The organism is Pseudarthrobacter sp. efr-133-R2A-89 (assembly GCF_030209315.1).
Classification (GTDB): Bacteria; Actinomycetota; Actinomycetes; order Actinomycetales; family Micrococcaceae; genus Arthrobacter.
Genome location: NZ_JARVSE010000006.1, coordinates 224271 through 242023, shown reverse-complemented (window position 1 = coordinate 242023; position 17753 = coordinate 224271). Strand labels below are relative to the sequence as shown.

At 67.5% G+C, this 17753-nt stretch carries 19 protein-coding genes; 10 read left to right on the top strand and 9 right to left on the bottom strand.

Annotated features, from left to right (window positions below):
* Position 1: 1 nt before the first annotated feature.
* The 4 genes from QRM95_RS12765 to QRM95_RS12750 form a co-directional block, all read right to left on the bottom strand.
* Complete coding sequence (locus QRM95_RS12765; RefSeq protein ID WP_285247951.1) at positions 2-541, bottom strand: low molecular weight protein-tyrosine-phosphatase; 540 nt, start codon at positions 539-541, stop codon at positions 2-4.
* Positions 542-673: 132 nt separating this feature from the next.
* The gene (locus QRM95_RS12760; protein WP_285247950.1) at positions 674-1297 is read right to left on the bottom strand and encodes a LysE family transporter; all 624 of its coding nucleotides are present in this window, start codon (positions 1295-1297) and stop codon (positions 674-676) included.
* A gap of 38 nt (positions 1298-1335) precedes the next feature.
* Positions 1336-2154 (bottom strand): methyltransferase domain-containing protein, encoded by an 819-nt coding sequence (locus QRM95_RS12755; RefSeq protein WP_285247949.1) that lies wholly within the window; start codon positions 2152-2154, stop codon positions 1336-1338.
* Between the two features lie 69 nt (positions 2155-2223).
* Positions 2224-2763: a MarR family winged helix-turn-helix transcriptional regulator gene (locus tag QRM95_RS12750; RefSeq protein WP_285247948.1), complete on the bottom strand. Its 540-nt coding sequence runs from the start codon at positions 2761-2763 to the stop codon at positions 2224-2226.
* 208 nt (positions 2764-2971) lie between these two features.
* Here QRM95_RS12750 and QRM95_RS12745 point away from each other — a divergent pair, with 208 nt between their 5' ends.
* On the top strand, positions 2972-5173 hold the full coding sequence (locus QRM95_RS12745; RefSeq protein ID WP_285247947.1) for an MMPL family transporter: 2202 nt from the start codon (positions 2972-2974) through the stop codon (positions 5171-5173).
* 3 nt (positions 5174-5176) lie between these two features.
* Here QRM95_RS12745 and QRM95_RS12740 read toward each other — a convergent pair whose 3' ends face one another.
* Positions 5177-6106, bottom strand: a complete 930-nt coding sequence (locus QRM95_RS12740) for an NAD-dependent epimerase/dehydratase family protein (protein WP_285247946.1) — start codon at positions 6104-6106, stop codon at positions 5177-5179.
* Between the two features lie 129 nt (positions 6107-6235).
* On the opposite strand from QRM95_RS12740, the gene QRM95_RS12735 reads away from it, so the two are divergent.
* Positions 6236-7003, top strand: coding sequence for a TetR/AcrR family transcriptional regulator (locus QRM95_RS12735; RefSeq protein ID WP_285247945.1), 768 nt, complete (start codon positions 6236-6238; stop codon positions 7001-7003).
* An 84-nt stretch (positions 7004-7087) separates the two neighbouring features.
* Complete coding sequence (locus QRM95_RS12730; protein WP_285247944.1) at positions 7088-7381, top strand: hypothetical protein; 294 nt, start codon at positions 7088-7090, stop codon at positions 7379-7381.
* Positions 7382-7441: 60 nt separating this feature from the next.
* Here QRM95_RS12730 and QRM95_RS12725 read toward each other — a convergent pair whose 3' ends face one another.
* The gene (locus QRM95_RS12725; RefSeq protein ID WP_285247943.1) at positions 7442-8746 is read right to left on the bottom strand and encodes an MFS transporter; all 1305 of its coding nucleotides are present in this window, start codon (positions 8744-8746) and stop codon (positions 7442-7444) included.
* A gap of 95 nt (positions 8747-8841) precedes the next feature.
* Between QRM95_RS12725 and QRM95_RS12720 the strand changes: the two genes are divergently transcribed.
* From QRM95_RS12720 to QRM95_RS12695, 6 genes are all read left to right on the top strand, one after another.
* Positions 8842-9165: a transcriptional regulator gene (locus tag QRM95_RS12720; protein ID WP_285247942.1), complete on the top strand. Its 324-nt coding sequence runs from the start codon at positions 8842-8844 to the stop codon at positions 9163-9165.
* 178 nt (positions 9166-9343) lie between these two features.
* Complete coding sequence (gene dnaK, locus QRM95_RS12715; protein ID WP_285247941.1) at positions 9344-11215, top strand: molecular chaperone DnaK; 1872 nt, start codon at positions 9344-9346, stop codon at positions 11213-11215.
* A gap of 2 nt (positions 11216-11217) precedes the next feature.
* Positions 11218-11910 (top strand): nucleotide exchange factor GrpE, encoded by a 693-nt coding sequence (locus QRM95_RS12710; RefSeq protein WP_285247940.1) that lies wholly within the window; start codon positions 11218-11220, stop codon positions 11908-11910.
* Positions 11911-12086: 176 nt separating this feature from the next.
* Entirely contained in the window at positions 12087-13058 is a 972-nt protein-coding gene (locus tag QRM95_RS12705) for a DnaJ C-terminal domain-containing protein (protein ID WP_285247939.1), read from the top strand.
* 15 nt (positions 13059-13073) lie between these two features.
* The gene (locus QRM95_RS12700) at positions 13074-13499 is read left to right on the top strand and encodes a heat shock protein transcriptional repressor HspR (protein ID WP_018760757.1); all 426 of its coding nucleotides are present in this window, start codon (positions 13074-13076) and stop codon (positions 13497-13499) included.
* Between the two features lie 181 nt (positions 13500-13680).
* Entirely contained in the window at positions 13681-14067 is a 387-nt protein-coding gene (locus QRM95_RS12695; RefSeq protein WP_285248032.1) for a hypothetical protein, read from the top strand.
* A gap of 61 nt (positions 14068-14128) precedes the next feature.
* Here QRM95_RS12695 and QRM95_RS12690 read toward each other — a convergent pair whose 3' ends face one another.
* Positions 14129-15538 carry an aldehyde dehydrogenase family protein gene (locus QRM95_RS12690; protein WP_285248031.1) on the bottom strand — a complete coding sequence of 470 codons (1410 nt, stop codon included), beginning with the start codon at positions 15536-15538 and terminating at the stop codon, positions 14129-14131.
* Between the two features lie 209 nt (positions 15539-15747).
* Between QRM95_RS12690 and QRM95_RS12685 the strand changes: the two genes are divergently transcribed.
* Complete coding sequence (locus QRM95_RS12685) at positions 15748-16170, top strand: hypothetical protein (RefSeq protein ID WP_285247938.1); 423 nt, start codon at positions 15748-15750, stop codon at positions 16168-16170.
* 10 nt (positions 16171-16180) lie between these two features.
* Here the strand turns inward: QRM95_RS12685 and QRM95_RS12680 are convergent, their stop codons facing one another.
* Both QRM95_RS12680 and hpaH read right to left on the bottom strand, forming a co-directional pair.
* Positions 16181-16981 (bottom strand): HpcH/HpaI aldolase family protein, encoded by an 801-nt coding sequence (locus QRM95_RS12680; RefSeq protein ID WP_285247937.1) that lies wholly within the window; start codon positions 16979-16981, stop codon positions 16181-16183.
* Positions 16966-17751, bottom strand: a complete 786-nt coding sequence (gene hpaH / locus QRM95_RS12675; protein WP_285247936.1) for a 2-oxo-hept-4-ene-1,7-dioate hydratase — start codon at positions 17749-17751, stop codon at positions 16966-16968. Before hpaH ends, QRM95_RS12680 begins: the two co-directional genes overlap by 16 nt.
* Positions 17752-17753: the final 2 nt, after the last annotated feature.

Sequence of the window (17753 nt, the reverse complement as noted above, 5' to 3'; positions counted from 1 at the left end):
TTCAGCGTGCCTGCCGCTGCAGTCCCGTGTCCCGCAGGGCCTCCGACTTGATGTGGTCCACGATCCCGGGAAGGGCGGAGTGGATCTGGTGCCAGACGGCGTCGAAGTCGGCGTGGCCGCCGTACCAGGGATCCTCGATGCCTTGGTCCAGCCGATCGCGGCCGGCCATGGCGGGATCGAAGCTGCGGAGCATCCGGATCTTGTTCCGGGCGTCCCGGCCCGGGGCTGCTTCGGTGAGCCAGGCATAATGGTCGATGTCCAAGGCCAGGATCAGGTCGCGCTCGCTGAACCAGCGTGGGTCCCACTCCCGGGCGACATGGTTTTCGGAGGCCAACTGTGCTGCCGCCAGCCGGCGGGCGGCCCGGGGATCGATGGGCCTGCCGGCCTCGTACCCGGTGGTGCCGGCGGAGTCCACCTCCACCAGCCCGTCCAGCCCTTCGCGTTCCAGCGCTGCCGCGAGCATGAGCTCGGCCATGGGGGACCTGCAGATGTTGCCGGTGCAGACGGTGATCACACGGTATGGGCTCGACGTTGAGTTCATGAAGCTAAGCATGCGCGCTGGTTGCCCGTCTTGGCTAGCGGGCCGTTCACAATGTTTTACGGGTTTGTAAAGATGAATTACTGGCTGTCATACGGGGAGGGCTTCCGGGCGCCGGTGCCCACCGCCTGGCCGTTAGTGGATCAGGGCCAGCAGGATGCCAACGCCCACGAACAGCGCACCGAAGACCCGGCTCAGGACGATTTGGCCCGGCTCGGTGTTGGTGAAGCGCTGGAAGGACCTGGCGGCTGCGGCAAAAAAGAACCACATCACCAGGATGTCGATGACCACGATGGTGGCGGTGAGCGCCGCGTACTGCGTGAACAGGGGTTGCTCCGGCCGGATGAACTGCGGAGTGAACGCCAGGAAGAACACGATCGCCTTCGGATTCAGCAGGTTGACCCAGAAGCCGCGCCGGAAGATGGACCACCCCGGTTCATCGCGCAGGGCGGCGGCCTCCTCCCGGGCGGCCGTGGGCTTGCTCAGGAACTGGCGGATGCCCAAGTACACCAGGTAGGCGGCGCCGGCGTAACGGATCACGTTGAAGGCCACGGGTGAGCTCGCTACCAGCACCCCCACGCCCAGGGCCACAATCAGCACATGCACCACCAGGGCCGCCTGCTGGCCCAGGATTCCCCACATGGACCGGCGGAACCCCGCGTTCAGCGAGTTGCTCATGGTATTGATGGCCCCGGCACCCGGAGTGAAGCTGATCAGGGCGCCGGCACCTGCAAGGGCCAGCCAAAGGGAAAATTCCACTCATCAATCCTAGGGGGCGGCAGGCCCCGGCTTCGGCGCTAGGCCCGGGCGATCACTTCGCCGTTGGGGATCAGGAACCAGCCGTCGTCGGTGGAACCCCAGCGATGCCAGCCCGCGGAAATCCTGGCCAGGTCCGCGGGGTTGGCGAACCCGTACTCCAGTGCCTGCTCCGCGAAGGCTGAATGCAGCACCCGCTCGCCCCACACCCGCGCCTGCCAGCGGCGCTGCTGGGCCGTGGCGTACAACCAGTTGCTGCTGCTGGGGGCGACGTCGGTGAACCCCGCGGACTGGGCCCAGCTGACCAGCCGGCGCCCGGCGTCGGGCTCTGCTCCATTGCGGCGGGCAATCCGCTGGTACAGGTCCATCCACTCGTCCAGTTCCGGGATGGCCGGATACCAGCTCATTCCGTGGAAGTCCGCATCACGGACCGCCACGATGCCGCCGGGCTTGGCCACCCGGCGCATCTCGCGCAAGGCCTCCACCGGGTCCGTGAGGTGCTGGAGCACCTGGTGCGCGTGGACGAGGTCGAAGGTTTCGTCGGCGAAGCCGAGGTCGTAGATATTGCCGGCAACGAACTCAACGTTGGGAACGCCGCGCTCGGTGGCGAGGGCCTGCGCCTGGGCGATGACGTCCGGCGAGCGGTCCAGGCCGGTGACCTGACCGGGGTTGACCAGCGCGGCAAAGTCGCAGGTGATGCTGCCCGGCCCGCAGCCGACGTCCAGCAGGGCTGTTCCCGGCGTGAGGTGCGGGAGGACGAACGCCGCGGAATTTTCGGCGGTCCGGGCGGCATGGGCGCGGACCACCGATTCGTGGTGGCCGTGCGTGTAGACGTCTTCCCCTGGCTGCTGCGCACTCATAACCAAACGCTACTCCCAACCGGGCTGCAGTTGCCGCTCCTGTGCGGCCAACACTGCGAATCCTGGGGCTTATCCGGGGGGCCCGCCCTTGGGTTGTTCGTCGTCGGATGCTTCCCGGGCCGCGGCGGTGGCCTCGACCATCGCGGTCATGAAACGGGTCACTGTTTCCAGTTCCGCCGCGGAGAACTCCGCCATGGCACTGTCCATGTGCTGCGCCAGCGGGGCAAAGATGGCGCCGCCGTCCCTGAAGGCCTTGGGCGTCATCTTCAGTTGGACCTGGCGCCGGTCCGTGGCGTGCCGTTCGCGGACAACGTGCCCGGAGTTGTCCAGCCTGTCGATCAGCGCCGTGGTGGCGGGGGAACTCAGATTCAGCTCCTTCCGCAGCACGCCGGGGGTTACCACCTCGCCCCTTGCAGTGTGGCGCATGATCACGGCCAGGGCATTCATGTCCGTCCGGTGCATGTCCTTGCGGTCACCGGCGGCGTCCACGTACCGGTTCGCCTCGATGGTGAACTCCTGCAAAAGCCGAAGCAGGGGGTTCGGCGGCCCGCCAAATTCCGGTCCGGCCTGGGGAAACGACGGTGGACCTGCCGCAGTCTGTCCTGCCATGCCCACCTCCCTTCAGCCATTCGTGTCCGCGTTCCTGCCGGGCCGATTCCGCCCGACCGTACTGACGGATATTACTGCAGCCGCCTGAGCCCCGGCCCTGTATGTACCGGCGGATCTGCGAAAAAAGCTCGACTGGCACTTATCTCCATGATGGAGATAATCTATGCTGGAATCAATTCTACTCGCGGCACCCTGGATGGAAGGCATCATGAAACGAACAAAAGTCGCCAAAGAGCGTGTCCCGTTCTGGCTGCGCTGGCTCATCCCCCTCGTCCTGGTCGTGACCTGGCTGGGACTGGCAGGGGTGGGCGGCCCTACTTTCGGCCGCCTGGACGAAGTCTCCAGCAATGACCAGGCGTCCTTCCTGCCCGCCAGCGCCGAAGCCACCGAGGCGCAGGACTGGCAGGCAAAGTTCCGGGACTCGGACGAGGTCCCCGGCATCATCGTCATCGAAAACACCGCCGCCTTCACCCCCGAGCAGCTGGGCGGGCTGGCCACGCTCAAGACCAGCCTCGAAGGCCTCAAGCTGGGCAGCGCCGTAATCGGCCCGATCCCCTCCAAGGATGCCAAGGCGGTCCAGTTCGTTGTCCCCATCGGGTCCTCCACCGAACTGAAGGACGCCGTCAAGGAACTCCGGGACACGGTGTCCACGGCGGCGCCGCAGGGAACCCAAACCTTCGTGACCGGACCCGCAGGGCTGGCCGCCGACCTCACCGCCGCGTTCGGCGGCATTGACGGCATCCTGCTGCTCGTGGCCCTGTCCGCCGTCTTCGTCATCCTGCTGATCGTCTACCGTTCGCTGCTGCTGCCCATCATGGTGCTGCTGACCTCCGTCTTTGCCCTCTGCGCGGCCATCCTCCTGGTCTTCGGCATGGCCAAGGCCGGCTGGATCCAGCTCAACGGCCAAAGCCAGGGCATCCTCTCCATCCTGGTGATCGGCGCGGCAACGGACTACGCCCTGCTTTTCGTGGCCCGCTTCCGCGAAGCCCTCACCCACACCACCAACCGGACCGCCGCAGTCCTCACCGCCTGGAAGGCCTCCTTTGAGCCCATCCTGGCCTCCGGCGCCACCGTGATCATCGCCCTGCTGTGCCTGCTGTTCTCGGACCTCAACTCCAACAAGGCCCTCGGCCCGGTTGCCGCCGCCGGTATCCTGTGCGCCCTGTTCGCCGCGCTGACCCTGCTGCCGGCACTGATGGCGCTCCTGGGCAGGGCCGCGTTCTGGCCCTTCCGTCCCAAGCTCGTCCCCGCCGACCAGCGCGAACCCGAGCTGGTGACCGGGCTGGAAGGCCAGAAGGGCCTGTGGCGCGCCACTGCTTCCCTGGTATCCCGCCGGCCCAGGGTTGTCTGGGTGGCGTCGGTCCTCCTGCTCCTGGTGGCGGCCGGCGGCCTGCTGCAGCTCAAAGCCAACGGCGTGCCGCAAACTGACGTCATCCTCACGGCCTCCAACGCCGTTGACGGCCAGGACGCGCTGGCGCGCCACTTCGACGCCGGCAGCGGCAGCCCCGCCGTCGTGGTTGCGGACCAGGCCAAGGCCGCCGAAGTGCTGGACCGCGTCAAAGCGGACGACGGCGTGGGCGAGGCCTACCTCCTGGCGCCAGGCAGCGTGCCCATCACCGGCGCGCCGGGGGCTCCCAGCACCCCGGACGTAAGGGACGGAAAGGTCCTCATCAACGCCACGCTGAACGACGCCGCGGACTCCCTCCAGGCCGAGGAAACCGTCAAGGCCCTCCGCAGCGAGGTCAAGGCCGTGGATCCCGGTGCGCTGGTGGGCGGCGTGACCGCCACGGCCCTGGACACCAACACCACTGCCCAGCATGACCTCGTGGTCATCATCCCGGTGGTGCTCGTGGTGATCCTCTTCATCCTGATGCTGCTGCTGCGCTCCATTGTGGCCCCGGTCCTGCTGGTGCTGTCCGTGGTGCTGTCCTACGCGGCCGCGCTCGGCGTGTCCGCGTTCGTCTTCAACAACATCTTCGGGTTCCCCGGAGCGGATGCCACTGTCCCGCTGTTTGGCTTCGTGTTCCTGGTGGCCCTGGGCGTGGACTACAACATCTTCCTGATGAGCCGGGTCCGGGAGGAGTCCCTCAAGCACGGCACCCGGCCCGGGATCCTGCGCGGCCTCGGCGTGACCGGCGGGGTGATTACCTCCGCAGGCGTGGTGCTGGCCGCAACGTTTGCCGCCCTTGGTGTCATCCCCATCATGTTCCTGGTGCAGCTGGCCTTCATCGTGGCGTTCGGCGTGCTGCTGGACACCGTGCTGGTGCGCTCGCTGTTGGTACCGGCGCTCGCCTATGACATCGGCCCGAAGATCTGGTGGCCCGGGAAGCTGGCCCGCGCGGAGGCCGGGTCCGGCACCCAATCCCGGGAGCCCGGCGTCGAGCCCCGCACGGAGGTCCCCACCCGCTGACGCTCAGCCCTGCCGCCGCCACCAGTCCACGGTGGCGGCGGCAGCCGCGTCCAGCGGGGTGGGCCGGATGCCAAGGACGGCCTCCGAACGGGCCGAATCCATCACGAACGGGTGCTCAAACTGGTAGCCGAGCTCCGCCAGTTCCCGCATGTCGGCGGAAACCAACGCCGCCGCCCGCAGGGCCCAGCCCGGCAGGACGCGCACCTTCGGTGCCGGCACGCCCGCGGCCCGGGCAAAGGCCTGGACCAACTCCCGCTGCGTCAGGGCCGGCCCGGTGGGGGCGTGCCAGACCGAGTTCCAGGCAGCGGGGTTGGCAGCTGCCGCGACCATCGCGGCGGCGAGGTCCGGGACGTAGGTAAAGGAGTGCGACTGGTTCGCGCTCCCCACCACGCTGACATTGCGGCCGGCAAGGATGGGGACAACGATGCGCTCGCCGCCGTGCGCCATCCGGACCCGGGGGCCAAAGAAGTCCCCGGCCGCCACGCTCACAGTTGTCGCAGCTGAGTCCTCCCTGGCCTGCAGCAAGCGGGTGCGCACGCCGCGCTTGCCGCCGGCCGCCCGGCGCGGGCTGTCCTCGGCCATCACGCGGTCCGGCTCGCTGTAGGAGTACAGGCTTTCCGGAAAAACGACGACGGCGCCTGCCTCGTGGGCCGCGTTCAACACCGCCTGCTCGGCTGCGGGCAATTCCGCCTCCCAGGCTGCGGCGGTGTAGGACGAGCCGTGGATGCAGTGGAAGACGGCATCAACACCGGCGAAGAGCCGCCGCAGGGTTTCCGGATCCTTGGCGTCTCCCGTGATCCGCTCAACCAATGGGTGGTCGGGCCCGCTGCCGGACCGGGTGACCACGCGGACGCGGTGTCCATCGGCCGCGAGCTGCTCGGCAACCGTCCAGCCCACCGGCCCCGCACCGGTAACGACGAAATTCCTGACCATGAGTCCTCCTGGGAAAGTTTGTAGCGAGAGCGGTGCTCTCGCAATCAGCTTGGGGCTGTTGCCGCGGTTTTGTCAAGAGCACTGCTCTTCTTTGTTGGCACCGCTCTCGGTTGTGGCATGCTGGAGCTTGTGACGGACACAGAAAAGACGGACGCGACGGCGGAACCAGCCCGGGCCCTGACGCCCAGGCAGCGGGCACGGACCCAGACCGTGGCCGACATCATCCGGCTGGGACGGCGCCACCTGGCCCTGCACGGGGCTGCGGCACTGTCCCTCAGGGCGGTGGCCAGGGACCTGGGAGTGGTCTCCTCGGCGGTGTACCGCTACGTGGAAAGCCGGGATGAGCTGCTGACGCTGTTGCTGATTGATGCCTTTAATGAGCTGGGGGACGACGTGGACGCCGCCATCGAGGCGGTTCCAGCCGATGACCATGCCGGCCGCTTCACGGCCTTGGGCCGCGCGGTACGGACCTGGGCGCTGCGGGAGCCGGCAAGCTATGCGCTCTTGTTCGGCAGCCCGGTTCCGGGCTACAATGCGCCCGCCGAGCGGACCACGGTCCCCGGTACCCGGGTGATCGTCGCCCTGATCGGCATCCTTGAGTCTGCTTTCCGGGCCGGGCGGCTTGCCGTGGCGGATGCGGTGCGGGCAGAGGTCCCCGCCGCGCTCCAGGCTGACCTGGAAGCCATCCGGGCGCAGTTCGGCCTTACCGTCCCCGAGGAACTCGTGGCCCGGGGAGTCCTGGTGTGGAGCGCATTGTTTGGCGCCGTCAGCTTCGAGGCCTTCAACCAGTACGGGCCGGACACCTTCAGCGCCCCGGCGGAACTTTTCGACCACCACCTTGCCGTCCTGGCCGGCGTGGCGGGACTGCAGCTGCGCGCGCCCCGCGATGACGGGTAGGCCTGGCCCTGTTGGCGGCCAGGGGGCCTCGGTAGACTGCCAGTGCGCCCGCACGGACGCGGAGCCTCGAAGGAGAGATGCACCATGACTGAGAACCCTGAAGTTGCAGCCGAGGAACCACGCAAGGGCAGCGGCGCCCCGGGCCTGGAAGGGGAAGGCGGTCAGTACGTGGACGGGGACTACGGAGCCGCGGGCACCCTCAACGAGCCGGAACGCGAAGCCGACGGCGAATACGAGGAAGGCAACTACGGCGACGCCGGAACCACGGGAGGCGCGCGCACGGAGGAAGCAATCCGCGACGGCCTGACCGACGGCCAGGTCCAGTCGACCGCGGAGGATCGGGGACCGTTGCACGGCCGCCCGGACTCCGACCGGTAAGGACTCCTCCCGGGCCGCATCCTGTGCGGCCCGCTTCGCCCCTTTATCGCAACGGCGCGGCTAGCGGCCCGCGGATTCCGGAACCGCTCCTGCAGCGACGTCTTCCGTGTTGCCCGAGTGGATCCCGGCGTCCGGTGCCGCTACCGTGGCGTCCCCCGCCGGTTCGGCGTCCTTGCTGCGGGCGCGGCTGATCGCAGCCACCGCGGCCAGGACCGTCACCACGCCGCCATACGCGTAGGTGGTGACCGGGAGGGACAGTACGGGAGCCAGGAGGCCGGCCAGCACTGCCGGAACGCCGAATGCCGTATACGCCACCACGAAGAGCGAGGCAAAGGTGCCTGCGCGTTCGTGGTCCTCCACCAGGGGGCTGATGGACCGGATCACGCCCATGAAAGCCGTGCCAAAACCTGCTCCGGCCACCACAACGGCCGCCAGGAACAGGCCGAACGAGCCCAGACCGATGGCCAGCAGGGACAACGCAGTTCCCAGGGCCAGGGCCGTGGTGCCGAAAATGGTGATGGTGCGGGCTCCGAACCGGTGCAGGACTGCAGCTGTGGCGGCTCCGGTGCCCGCCAGGATGGTGATCACCATTCCTTGCCACAGGTGCTCGCGGATGCCGAAGGTGGTGTGGACGATCGCGGCGCCGAGCGACAGGTACAGCCCGCCCGTGGCCCAACCGGCAAAGACGGCCGGGGCGCCGGTGATGAATCCGCGGCGGGCGGCGGCCGGCAGGGTCAGGTGCGGCTTGAGCGAGGCCACCACCCCGGGGGTCCGGGGCGAGGTTTCGGGGGCGGCCCACACCAGCGCGGCGAACACCACGTACAGGCCGGTCAGCGAAACGAACACCAGGGTGCGCGGCTCAGCCAGCAGGTCCAGCAGCAGTCCGGATGCCAGGGCGCCCAGTGCCAGGCCGCCCAGCGGCGCCACGGTGTTCCAGGCTGCGCTCGAGCCCGGGTCGTCCTCCGCTTCCAGGTCCGCGATCGCGGCCGAGAGCGTGGTCAGCAGGATGCCGCTGGCGATGCCCTGCAGCACGCGGGCCACCAGGAGCATGGCCAGTGAATCGGCCACCAGGAAGGCCGTGACGCTGGAGGCGAGCAGGATGAAGGCTGCGCTGATCACCGGCCTGCGGCCCAGGTGGTCCGAAATGGAGCCGAAAACCAGCAGGGCCGCCAGCAGCGCCATGGCGTACACGGCGAAGATCCCGGTGGTTGCCACGGGCAGCAGGTGCAGCTGCTCCTGCAGTGTGGGGTAGAAAGGCGACGGAGCGCTGGCCCCGGCCATCATCGCTGCCGTGGCAGCCGCGATCAGGGCAAAGCCCAGCCGCCGGCGTGCCTCTTGGGGCCGGACTGCGGGGGAGTGCGTCAAAACGTGCCGCCTTCTGCGTAGGGTGGGGTTGGTTCGAAAATAATCGAAACCTCAGCCTACTGGCAGTGCGCCAATGGTTCAACTAAAGTCGAACTGTGGCTACACAGGCGAACCTCCCCCATCCCGAACGCGCGGACCTATATTTGCCAAGTGTGCTCTTTGCCCTGAGCGACCCTGACCGGCTGGAGATCGCGCGCCAGCTGCGCGCCGGCCCCCTTGACATGGCCGAGTGTGCCCTGAGCAACCCGGACATGCCCAAGTCCACCAAGTCCCACCTAATGAAGGTGCTGCGCGAGGCCGGCGTGATCCGGAACGAGGCCAACGGCCGCGGCCGCCGCCTGACCCTCCGCGCGGAGGACCTCGAGGTGCGTTTCCCCGGGCTGCTCGCGGCCGTGCTGGACGCGCCCGCCCCGGACTGAAGCCTCCGCGCCGAGTGCGACGGGCCGCCGTCGTGCACCCTTGTTTGTACGCCGTGAGCAAAGTTGAGCGTAGTTCGCTCAAGTTGTGTTGACATCTGGTGGTGCCTGAGTAAAGTTGAGCCCAGAACGCTCAATCATTGGGCGCCACCCAGTTTCCAAGGAAAGAAGGAAGCAACACATGTCACGTGCAGTAGGTATCGACCTCGGAACCACCAACTCCGTCGTCTCCGTTCTCGAAGGTGGCGAGCCCACCGTTATTGCCAACGCCGAGGGTGGCCGCACCACGCCGTCGGTCGTTGCATTCTCCAAGTCCGGCGAAGTCCTGGTCGGCGAGATCGCCAAGCGCCAGGCCGTCAACAACATCGACCGCACCATCGCCTCCGTCAAGCGCCACATGGGCACCGACTGGACCGTCGCGATCGACGACAAGAAGTACACCCCGCAGGAAATCTCCGCGCGTATCCTCATGAAGCTGAAGAACGACGCCGAGTCCTACTTGGGTGAAAAGGTCACCGACGCCGTCATCACCGTCCCGGCCTACTTCAACGACGCCGAGCGCCAGGCCACCAAGGAAGCCGGCGAGATCGCAGGCCTGAACGTCCTGCGCATCGTCAACGAGCCCACCGCCGCAGCCCTCGCCTACGGCCTGGACAAGGGCAAGGAAGACGAACTCATCCTCGTTTTCGACCTCGGCGGCGGCACCTTCGACGTCTCCCTGCTGGAAGTCGGCAAGGACGAAGACAACTTCTCCACCATCCAGGTCCGCGCCACCGCCGGTGACAACCGCCTGGGCGGCGACGACTGGGACCAGCGCGTTGTCGACTACCTGCTGAACCAGCTCAAGGTCAAGGGCATCGACCTGTCCAAGGACAAGATCGCCCTCCAGCGCCTCCGCGAGGCAGCCGAGCAGGCCAAGAAGGAGCTCTCCTCCTCCTCCAGCACCAACGTCTCCCTCCAGTACCTCTCCGTCACCCCCGACGGCCCGGTCCACCTGGACGAGCAGCTGACCCGCGCCAAGTTCCAGGACCTCACCAAGGACCTGCTGGAGCGCACCAAGAAGCCGTTCCACGACGTCATCAAGGAAGCCGGCATCAAGCTTTCGGACATCAACCACATCGTGCTGGTCGGTGGCTCCACCCGTATGCCCGCCGTCTCTGAACTGGTCAAGGAACTGGCCGGCGGCAAGGAGCCCAACAAGGGCGTCAACCCGGATGAGGTCGTCGCCGTCGGCGCAGCCCTGCAGGCCGGTGTGCTGAAGGGTGAGCGCAAGGACGTCCTCCTGATCGACGTCACCCCGCTGTCCCTCGGCATCGAAACCAAGGGTGGCGTCATGACGCACCTGATTGAGCGCAACACCGCCATCCCCACCAAGCGGTCCGAGACCTTCACCACGGCGGACGACAACCAGCCGTCCGTGGCCATCCAGGTCTTCCAGGGCGAACGCGAGTTCACCCGCGACAACAAGCCGCTGGGCACGTTCGAACTGACCGGCATCGCGCCGGCTCCGCGCGGCGTCCCCCAGGTTGAGGTCACCTTCGACATTGACGCCAACGGCATCGTCCACGTCTCCGCGAAGGACAAGGGCACCGGCAAGGAACAGTCCATGACCATCACCGGTGGTTCCAGCCTCTCCAAGGAAGACATTGACCGCATGGTCCGTGACGCCGAGGAGCACGCAGCCGAGGACAAGGCCCGCCGCGAGGCAACCGACACCCGCAACACTGCCGAGCAGCTCGCCTACTCCGTGGACAAGCTGATCGCCGACAACGCGGACAAGCTGCCCGCAGAGGTCAAGACCGAGGTCCAGGGCGACGTCGACAGCCTCAAGAAGGCCCTCGAAGGCACCGACGACGCCGCAGTGAAGGCCGCGTTCGAGAAGCTGCAGGCCTCGCAGACCAAGCTGGGCGAAGCCATCTACTCGCAGGCCGGTTCGCCGGACGGTGCCGGCGCTGCAGGTGCCGAGGGTGCCCCGGGTGCCTCTGCGGGCAGCAAGGCCGATGAGGACATCGTCGACGCCGAGATCATCGACGAAGACGAAGCGAAGAAGTAGCCATGCCGCACCACGGTAACGAGGAAGAGCACAACTCATCCGCGAACCATGACGCCAAGCAGGGCAACGGCGAACCGGTCATCCGGGACAACCGCAAGGTTGACCCGGTGACCGGCCAGGCCCGGCACCCCGAAGGCGGCCACGCCCCGGGCGCCGGCCACCAGCAGGGCGCGGTCGATTCCGACGGCGACGCACTGGCCCAGGCAGAGGAAATCCTCAACGGGGTGGACGTGCCCGCAGAGGAATCCGTGGCCCAGGGGGCTCCGGCAGCAGCCGGCAACGCCGAGGCCGCCGAACTGCGCAACGACCTGCTCCGCCTCCAGGCCGAGTACGTCAACTACCGCAAGCGGGTGGAACGGGACCGCGCCGTGGCCGGAGAGATGGCCGTCATCGGCGTCCTGAACTCCCTGCTCCCGGTCCTGGACGACGTCGACGCCGCACGGCAGCACGGCGACCTCACCGACGGGCCCTTCGCAGCGATCGCCACCAAGCTGGAGAACGCGCTGAAGACCTACGGCCTGGTCCGGATCAACGAGACCGGCGTGGAGTTTGATCCCACGATCCACGAAGCCCTGATCCAGCAGCCCGGCGAAGACATCGAGGTTGACACCGTCAGCCAGGTCCTCCGCTCCGGCTACAAATCAGGAGACCGCGTGCTCCGCGCCGCCCAGGTCATCGTCGCCGTCCCTGCGTAGCATTACCCCAACGCCTCCGCGGATGAGGGGGCCCCGCCCCTACGCTGGGTGGCTAACGATCTACGATCGTTAGCCACCCAGCTCCGGCAGGCCCGATGCCACTCCCGGGCCCCCTCATCCGCTCCGGCTTAGCGGTAATCTCGCCATACGCTTTTGTACTTTGAAAGGAAACGCCATTGGCTAGCCAGGATTGGGTGGACAAGGATTTTTACAAGATCCTTGGTGTTGCCAAGGACGCTTCCGAAGCCGACATCAAGAAGGCCTACCGGAAGCTTGCGCGGCAGCACCACCCTGATACCAATGCCGGGAACGCTGCTTCCGAGAAGAAGTTCAAGGACATCTCCGAGGCCTACTCGGTGCTCTCAGACCCTGACGAGCGCCAGCAGTATGACGCCATCCGCGCGATGGGCGGTGGAGCCCGCTTTGCCCCAGGCGGCGCCGGCGCCCCCAACGCCGGGTTCGAGGACATGTTCGGTGGCCTCTTCACGGGCAACACCGGGCGCCACTCGGGCGGGTTCAACCCGTCCGCAGGCGGCATCCCGCCCGAGTTCGCAGACCTGTTCGGCGGCTTCGGTGGTTCCCCCGGCTTCCAGCGCACGCCGCAGAAGGGAGCCGACCGCACCGCGTCCACCAGCATCTCGTTCGCCGGTTCCATCCGCGGCACCACCATCGGCCTGCGCGAGCCCAGCGGCGAGGTGATCGACGTCCGTGTACCCGCCGGCATCAAGGACGGCCAGAAAGTCCGCGTCCGCGGCAAGGGCCAGCCGGGTGCTGCCGGCAACGGTGACCTGGTGGTATCCGTCGCGGTCCAGCCGCATGCGTTCTACACGCGAGACGGCGACAACCTCCGCATCCATGTGCCCGTCACCTTCCCCGAGGCTGCCCTGGGCGCGGACATCGAAGTTCCCACCATCGACGGTGACACGGTCAAGGTGCGGGTTCCGGCAGGAACGCCGTCGGGCCGCACGTTGCGGGTCAAGGGCAAAGGCGTGAAGACGTCCAAGGCGACCGGTGACCTGTTGGTGACCATCGACGTCGCCGTTCCCAAGAATCTCAACAAGGACGCCGAAGCTGCGGTCAAGGCGTTCGCCGAGGCGACGTCGTCGGCGGACGTCCGTGAGGGCCTGGCAGCCAAGGCCCGGCTCTAGGAGCGGAGGTGAGCCGTGGACATCAGTGCTGACCAGCCGATCTTCGTGATCTCCGTGGCGGCCGAGCTTGCAGACATGCACCCGCAGACGTTGCGGCAATACGACAGGCTCGGCATCGTCAAGCCAAGCCGTGCCCCCGGGAAGTCCCGGCGCTACTCGCAGCGCGACGTGAACATGCTGCGGGAGGTGCAGCGGCTGTCCCAGGAAGGCGTCTCGCTGGAGGGAATCAAGCGCATCCTGGAACTTGAAAACCAGGTGGCCGCCCTCCAAAGCCGGATCGCCGAACTTACCGAGGAGCTGGGGCGCCGGCCGCGGGCTGTGGACTCGCGCATCTTCGCTGCCGGTGCCGCAGGCGACGTCGTGAGCCTTTCCCGCGGGCAGCGGCCCCGGCCACGGTCGCAGGCTGTCATGCTGTGGCGGCCCCGCGCCATCGGCAAGTAAGTACAGCGGTTGGGCCCTGGCGAAAACTAGAGTACCCACTACTCGTGACCCCAAAGCCCCCCGAACCTTGAATGGAACCATCGCCGGATCAGCGGCGGTGGTTCCGCAAGTTCTGGGGGTTTTCCGTGTTTGGTGTATTCAGTAAAGGCGTCAACCGCAAGGCCCGGCCATGAGCCCGGGCATGGAGTCCGTCGCGGCATTCAGCGGCTCACTGCCGGGCCAGATGCTCCTGGCCCTGGGGCAGACCATTGTGGTGGTCTGCGTCTGCTTCGATATGGTCCGCGAACTGTCCGTCCCGAGGTCGCACCGCCGCTACGTGGCCAGTACCGTGTTCCGGACCCTGGCCATTCCGTCCATCGTCGCCAATGCCTTGACTGTCTTCGTCGCCCTGGTGATGTCGTCCTGGGTGGACGTGGTGACGGGCATGTTCGTCCTGGTGGCCATCGTTTTCCGGTTCCACCACAACCAGGACGAGGACAACTGGTGGAAGGGCAAGGGCAAGAAGCTGGCCCGCTGGGCCCGCCGGCAGTTCGCCGGCCGGACATCCACCGCCCCGGCCCTGGGGTAGCGCCGCCAAAGCCCCGGGAGCCCGGCATCGGCACCCTGCGTGCCGGGCTCCCGCTTCAAGGTCAGCCGTTGATGACCTGCGGCACCCCGAGTGCTTTGAGCCCTTCCACGCCGAACTCGACGCCATAGCCGGACTGCTTGGCCCCGCCGAAGGGGATGCGGGGATCCACGGCGCCGTGCCGGTTGATCCACACGGTACCGGCCTGGATCCGGCCAGCCACCTCGCGCGCGGCTTCCAGGTCCGGGGACCAGACCGAGGCGCCCAGTCCGACATCGAGGGCGTTGGCCTTCTCTACCGCTTCGTCAATGCTGCTGTAGCGGATGATCGGAAGGGCCGGCCCGAACTGTTCCTCTGCCACCAGCGGATTGTCATTGTCGATGTCCGCCACCAGGGTGGTGGGGTAGAAGTAGCCGGGCCGGCCGGTGTCCGGGTCCCCGCCCAGCAGGATGCGTGCTCCGGAAACCTTCGCCGCCTCCACGAGGTTGGCGACGACGTCGTACTGGGCCTTGTTCTGCAGCGGGCCCAGCACGTTGTTTTCCTCCAGTCCGTTGCCCATCGGCATGGCCTTGGCGACGGCGGTGAGTTCTTCGCAGACGGCGTCGTAGATGTCGCTGTGAACGTAGAGGCGTTTGAGGGCGGCGCAGGTCTGGCCGGTGTTGATGAAGGCACCCCAAAAGATGTCCTGGGCAATGGCCTTGGGGTCGGCGTCGGGGAGGACGATGCCGGCGTCGTTGCCGCCCAGTTCCAGGGTGAGCCGCTTGACGGTGTCCGCGGAGGACTTGATGATGGCGCGGCCGGTGGCGGTGGAGCCGGTGAACATGACCTTGCCGATCGCCGGGTGGCCGGCCAGTCGGGCGCCGACATCCCGGCCGCCGGAGACCACGGTCAGGAGGCCTTCCGGGAGTTCCTCGTTGATGACTTTAGCCAGCGCCAGGACGGAAAGCGGCGTGTACTCGGAGGGCTTTACCACGACGGCGTTGCCCATGCGCAGGGCTGGGGCCAGCTGCCAGACGGTGATCATCATGGGCCAGTTCCAGGGCCCGATCGCGCCCACCACCCCGATGGGCCGGTAATGCAGCTCGGCGCGGGTTTCGCCGTCGTCCACGATGGTTTCGGGCTCCAGCGGCAGGCCGGCCGTGGCACGCAGCCAGGCCACGCAGGCGCCCACCTCGAACCGGGCGTTAGGGCCGTTCAGTGGTTTGCCCTGCTCGCGGGAGAGCAGCCGGGCGAGTTCCTCGGCGGAACGCTCGACGGCGTCTGCTGCCTTCAGGAGCGCAGCGGACCGGGCCCCATGGCCCAGCGCAGCCCAGGCCGGCTGCGCGGCGACGGCCGCGGCCACGGCGCCTTCAAGGTCGTCGAGGCTGTGGATGGGGGCTTCGCCGACCGGCTGGCCCGTGGCCGGATCGAGGATGGTCCGGCCGGCGCCGGCAGCGGCGGCAATGGACGCGAGGAGCGCATCGTAGGTTTCCAAGGGGTACTCCACTTCGAGTAGTCAAGGGCGCCAGCCGGGCGGCATAGCGGGTTGCTCCCAGTCTTGCCGCGCCCGCTCCACGGCTCTTGTGTTGTGGCGCAAGACCGTTGACGCAGAGGGAACAGCGCAATATTCCCCCCTTATTGTGAACTAGTCAGATTAAGCCCTAGAATCGGGACCAGGCCGGCGAAGCCCTCAAGGACCGCCGGGTGACTCCTCCCCGGATCCAGGCATACGACCCCGTCAAACCCCAGCAGCGGACAGCACCGCCCCTGCTGCGCCACAGGCGCACAGGTGCTGGGATTCTTGGCGCCGTCGATGCCCCAGACGAGCAGGAGAACATCATGACCTTGAAGTCCGGGCTCACCGAAGCGCCCGCAACAACACCTACCGGCACTGCCCGAGGAGGCAGCTACGTCACGCTGCCACCCGGCTCAGAGGTACCGCCGCAGTCCGAGGGCAGCTACGTCACGTTGCCGGCCGGCCCCGACGTGCCGCGGCAGCCCAAGGGCGGCTACGTGTCCCTGCCCGGAGCTGTTCCCGGACATGGCGTCAGGCCCCAGGGCACATACGTGACCCTGACCGCGGCGCCAGCGGGGGAGGCTGGGGTCAGCAGTACCGACGCCGGCTGATACCACCGCGTCAGTAGCTGGCGGGGGTGGTGCCGCCGGACGTGATGTACGTTGCAGCGAGGGCTTCGGAGCCGCGGGCCAGGAGCGCGACGTCGGCGCCGACCAGGATGAAGTCCGCACCGTTTGCGAGGTAGTGCTGTGCGGTGTCGGGGTTGAAGGCGTTGACGCCGGCGGGTTTGCCGGCTGCCTTGGCGGCTTTGAGGCAGTGTTCGACGGCGGCACGCACCTGGGGGTGTTCCTGCTGCCCCAGCAGGCCCATGGAGGCGGCGAGGTCGGAGGGGCCGACGAAAACAGCATCCACGCCGTCGACTTTGAGGATGTCTTCCACGGCCTCGACGGCGGCGGTGGATTCGATCTGGACGGTGACGCTGATGGTCTCGTTGGCCCGGGCGAGGTAGTCCGGCACCCGGTTCCACCGTGCGGCGCGGGCCAGGGCCGACCCCACTCCGCGGACGCCTTGGGGCGGATACCGGGTGGCAGCCACGGCAGCCTCCGCTTCCGCTACCGAATTGACCATGGGGATCAGGAGGTTCTGCACGCCGAGGTCCAGGTACTGCTTGATCAGCACGGTGTCGTTCACGGGCGGCCTCACCATGGTGTGCACCGGGTAGCCGTGGATGGCCTGGAGCTGGGCGAGGATGGACTCGAGCCCGTTGGGGCTGTGCTCGGCGTCCACCAGGAGCCAGTCCAGGCCGGCCCCGGCGCAGAGTTCGGCCACCAGCGGACTGCCGGAGCACACCCACATTCCGGCCAGTGGGCGCTTGGCATCAGCCAACGCGGAGCGGAAGGTGTCTTCTACTCGAAACGGCATGTCACACTCCCCAGGGGTCCGTAGTCGGCGTGGACGGTGTCGCCCTTGTACACCCAGAGCGGGCGGGTGAACGAGCCAGCCAGGATGATGTCGCCTGCTTTGAGCGAGTCCCCGTGCGCGGCGATCTTGTTGGCCAGCCAGTGGACCCCGTTGGCGGGGTGGTCCAGGACGCCGGCGGCCACGCCGGTTTCCTCCACAGTCTGGTTCTTATAAAGGATGGCGGAGACCCAGCGGAGGTCCACGGCGTCCGGCTTCACCGGGTTCCCGCCGATCACCATGGCTCCCATGGCGGCGTTGTCCGCGATGGTGTCCACGATGGTGCGGCCCTCCATCTCGATCCGGGAATCCAGGATTTCGAGGGCCGGCACCACGTAGTCGGTGGCCTTCAGGACATCGAAGATGGTCACGCCCGGGCCCTTCAGCCCGTCCTTGAGCACGAACGCGAGCTCCACTTCCACGCGCGGGTGGGTGTACCGGTCCCATTCGACCGAGCAGCCGGTGTCGAGCACCATGTCATCTAAGATGGCGCCGTAGTCGGGTTCGGTGATGCCCGTGGCAGCCTGCATGGCCTTGGACGTCAGGCCAATCTTCCGGCCCACCAGGGTCCTGCCGGCCTCCTCATTCCGGCGCCGCCACAACTGCTGCACCGCGTAGGAATCCTCCACGGTCATCTCCGGGTACCGTGCGGTCAGGCGGGGGACCGGGGTGCGGGTCCGGCCGGCTTCCACCAGCTCGTCCGCGATGGCTTCGATCGTCTTCAGCTCCAGCATTG

Coding starts and splice junctions, on each gene's coding strand:
- hpaH (WP_285247936.1), bottom strand. CDS start 17,751: ATGCTGGAGCTGAAGACGATCGAAGCCATCGCGGACGAGCTGGTGGAA.
- QRM95_RS12750 (WP_285247948.1), bottom strand. CDS start 2,763: ATGGCAGGACAGACTGCGGCAGGTCCACCGTCGTTTCCCCAGGCCGGA.
- QRM95_RS12740 (WP_285247946.1), bottom strand. CDS start 6,106: ATGGTCAGGAATTTCGTCGTTACCGGTGCGGGGCCGGTGGGCTGGACG.
- QRM95_RS12695 (WP_285248032.1), top strand. CDS start 13,681: ATGGAGTCCGTCGCGGCATTCAGCGGCTCACTGCCGGGCCAGATGCTC.
- dnaK (WP_285247941.1), top strand. CDS start 9,344: ATGTCACGTGCAGTAGGTATCGACCTCGGAACCACCAACTCCGTCGTC.
- QRM95_RS12755 (WP_285247949.1), bottom strand. CDS start 2,154: ATGAGTGCGCAGCAGCCAGGGGAAGACGTCTACACGCACGGCCACCAC.
- QRM95_RS12745 (WP_285247947.1), top strand. CDS start 2,972: ATGAAACGAACAAAAGTCGCCAAAGAGCGTGTCCCGTTCTGGCTGCGC.
- QRM95_RS12765 (WP_285247951.1), bottom strand. CDS start 541: ATGAACTCAACGTCGAGCCCATACCGTGTGATCACCGTCTGCACCGGC.
- QRM95_RS12730 (WP_285247944.1), top strand. CDS start 7,088: ATGACTGAGAACCCTGAAGTTGCAGCCGAGGAACCACGCAAGGGCAGC.
- QRM95_RS12680 (WP_285247937.1), bottom strand. CDS start 16,981: ATGCCGTTTCGAGTAGAAGACACCTTCCGCTCCGCGTTGGCTGATGCC.
- QRM95_RS12710 (WP_285247940.1), top strand. CDS start 11,218: ATGCCGCACCACGGTAACGAGGAAGAGCACAACTCATCCGCGAACCAT.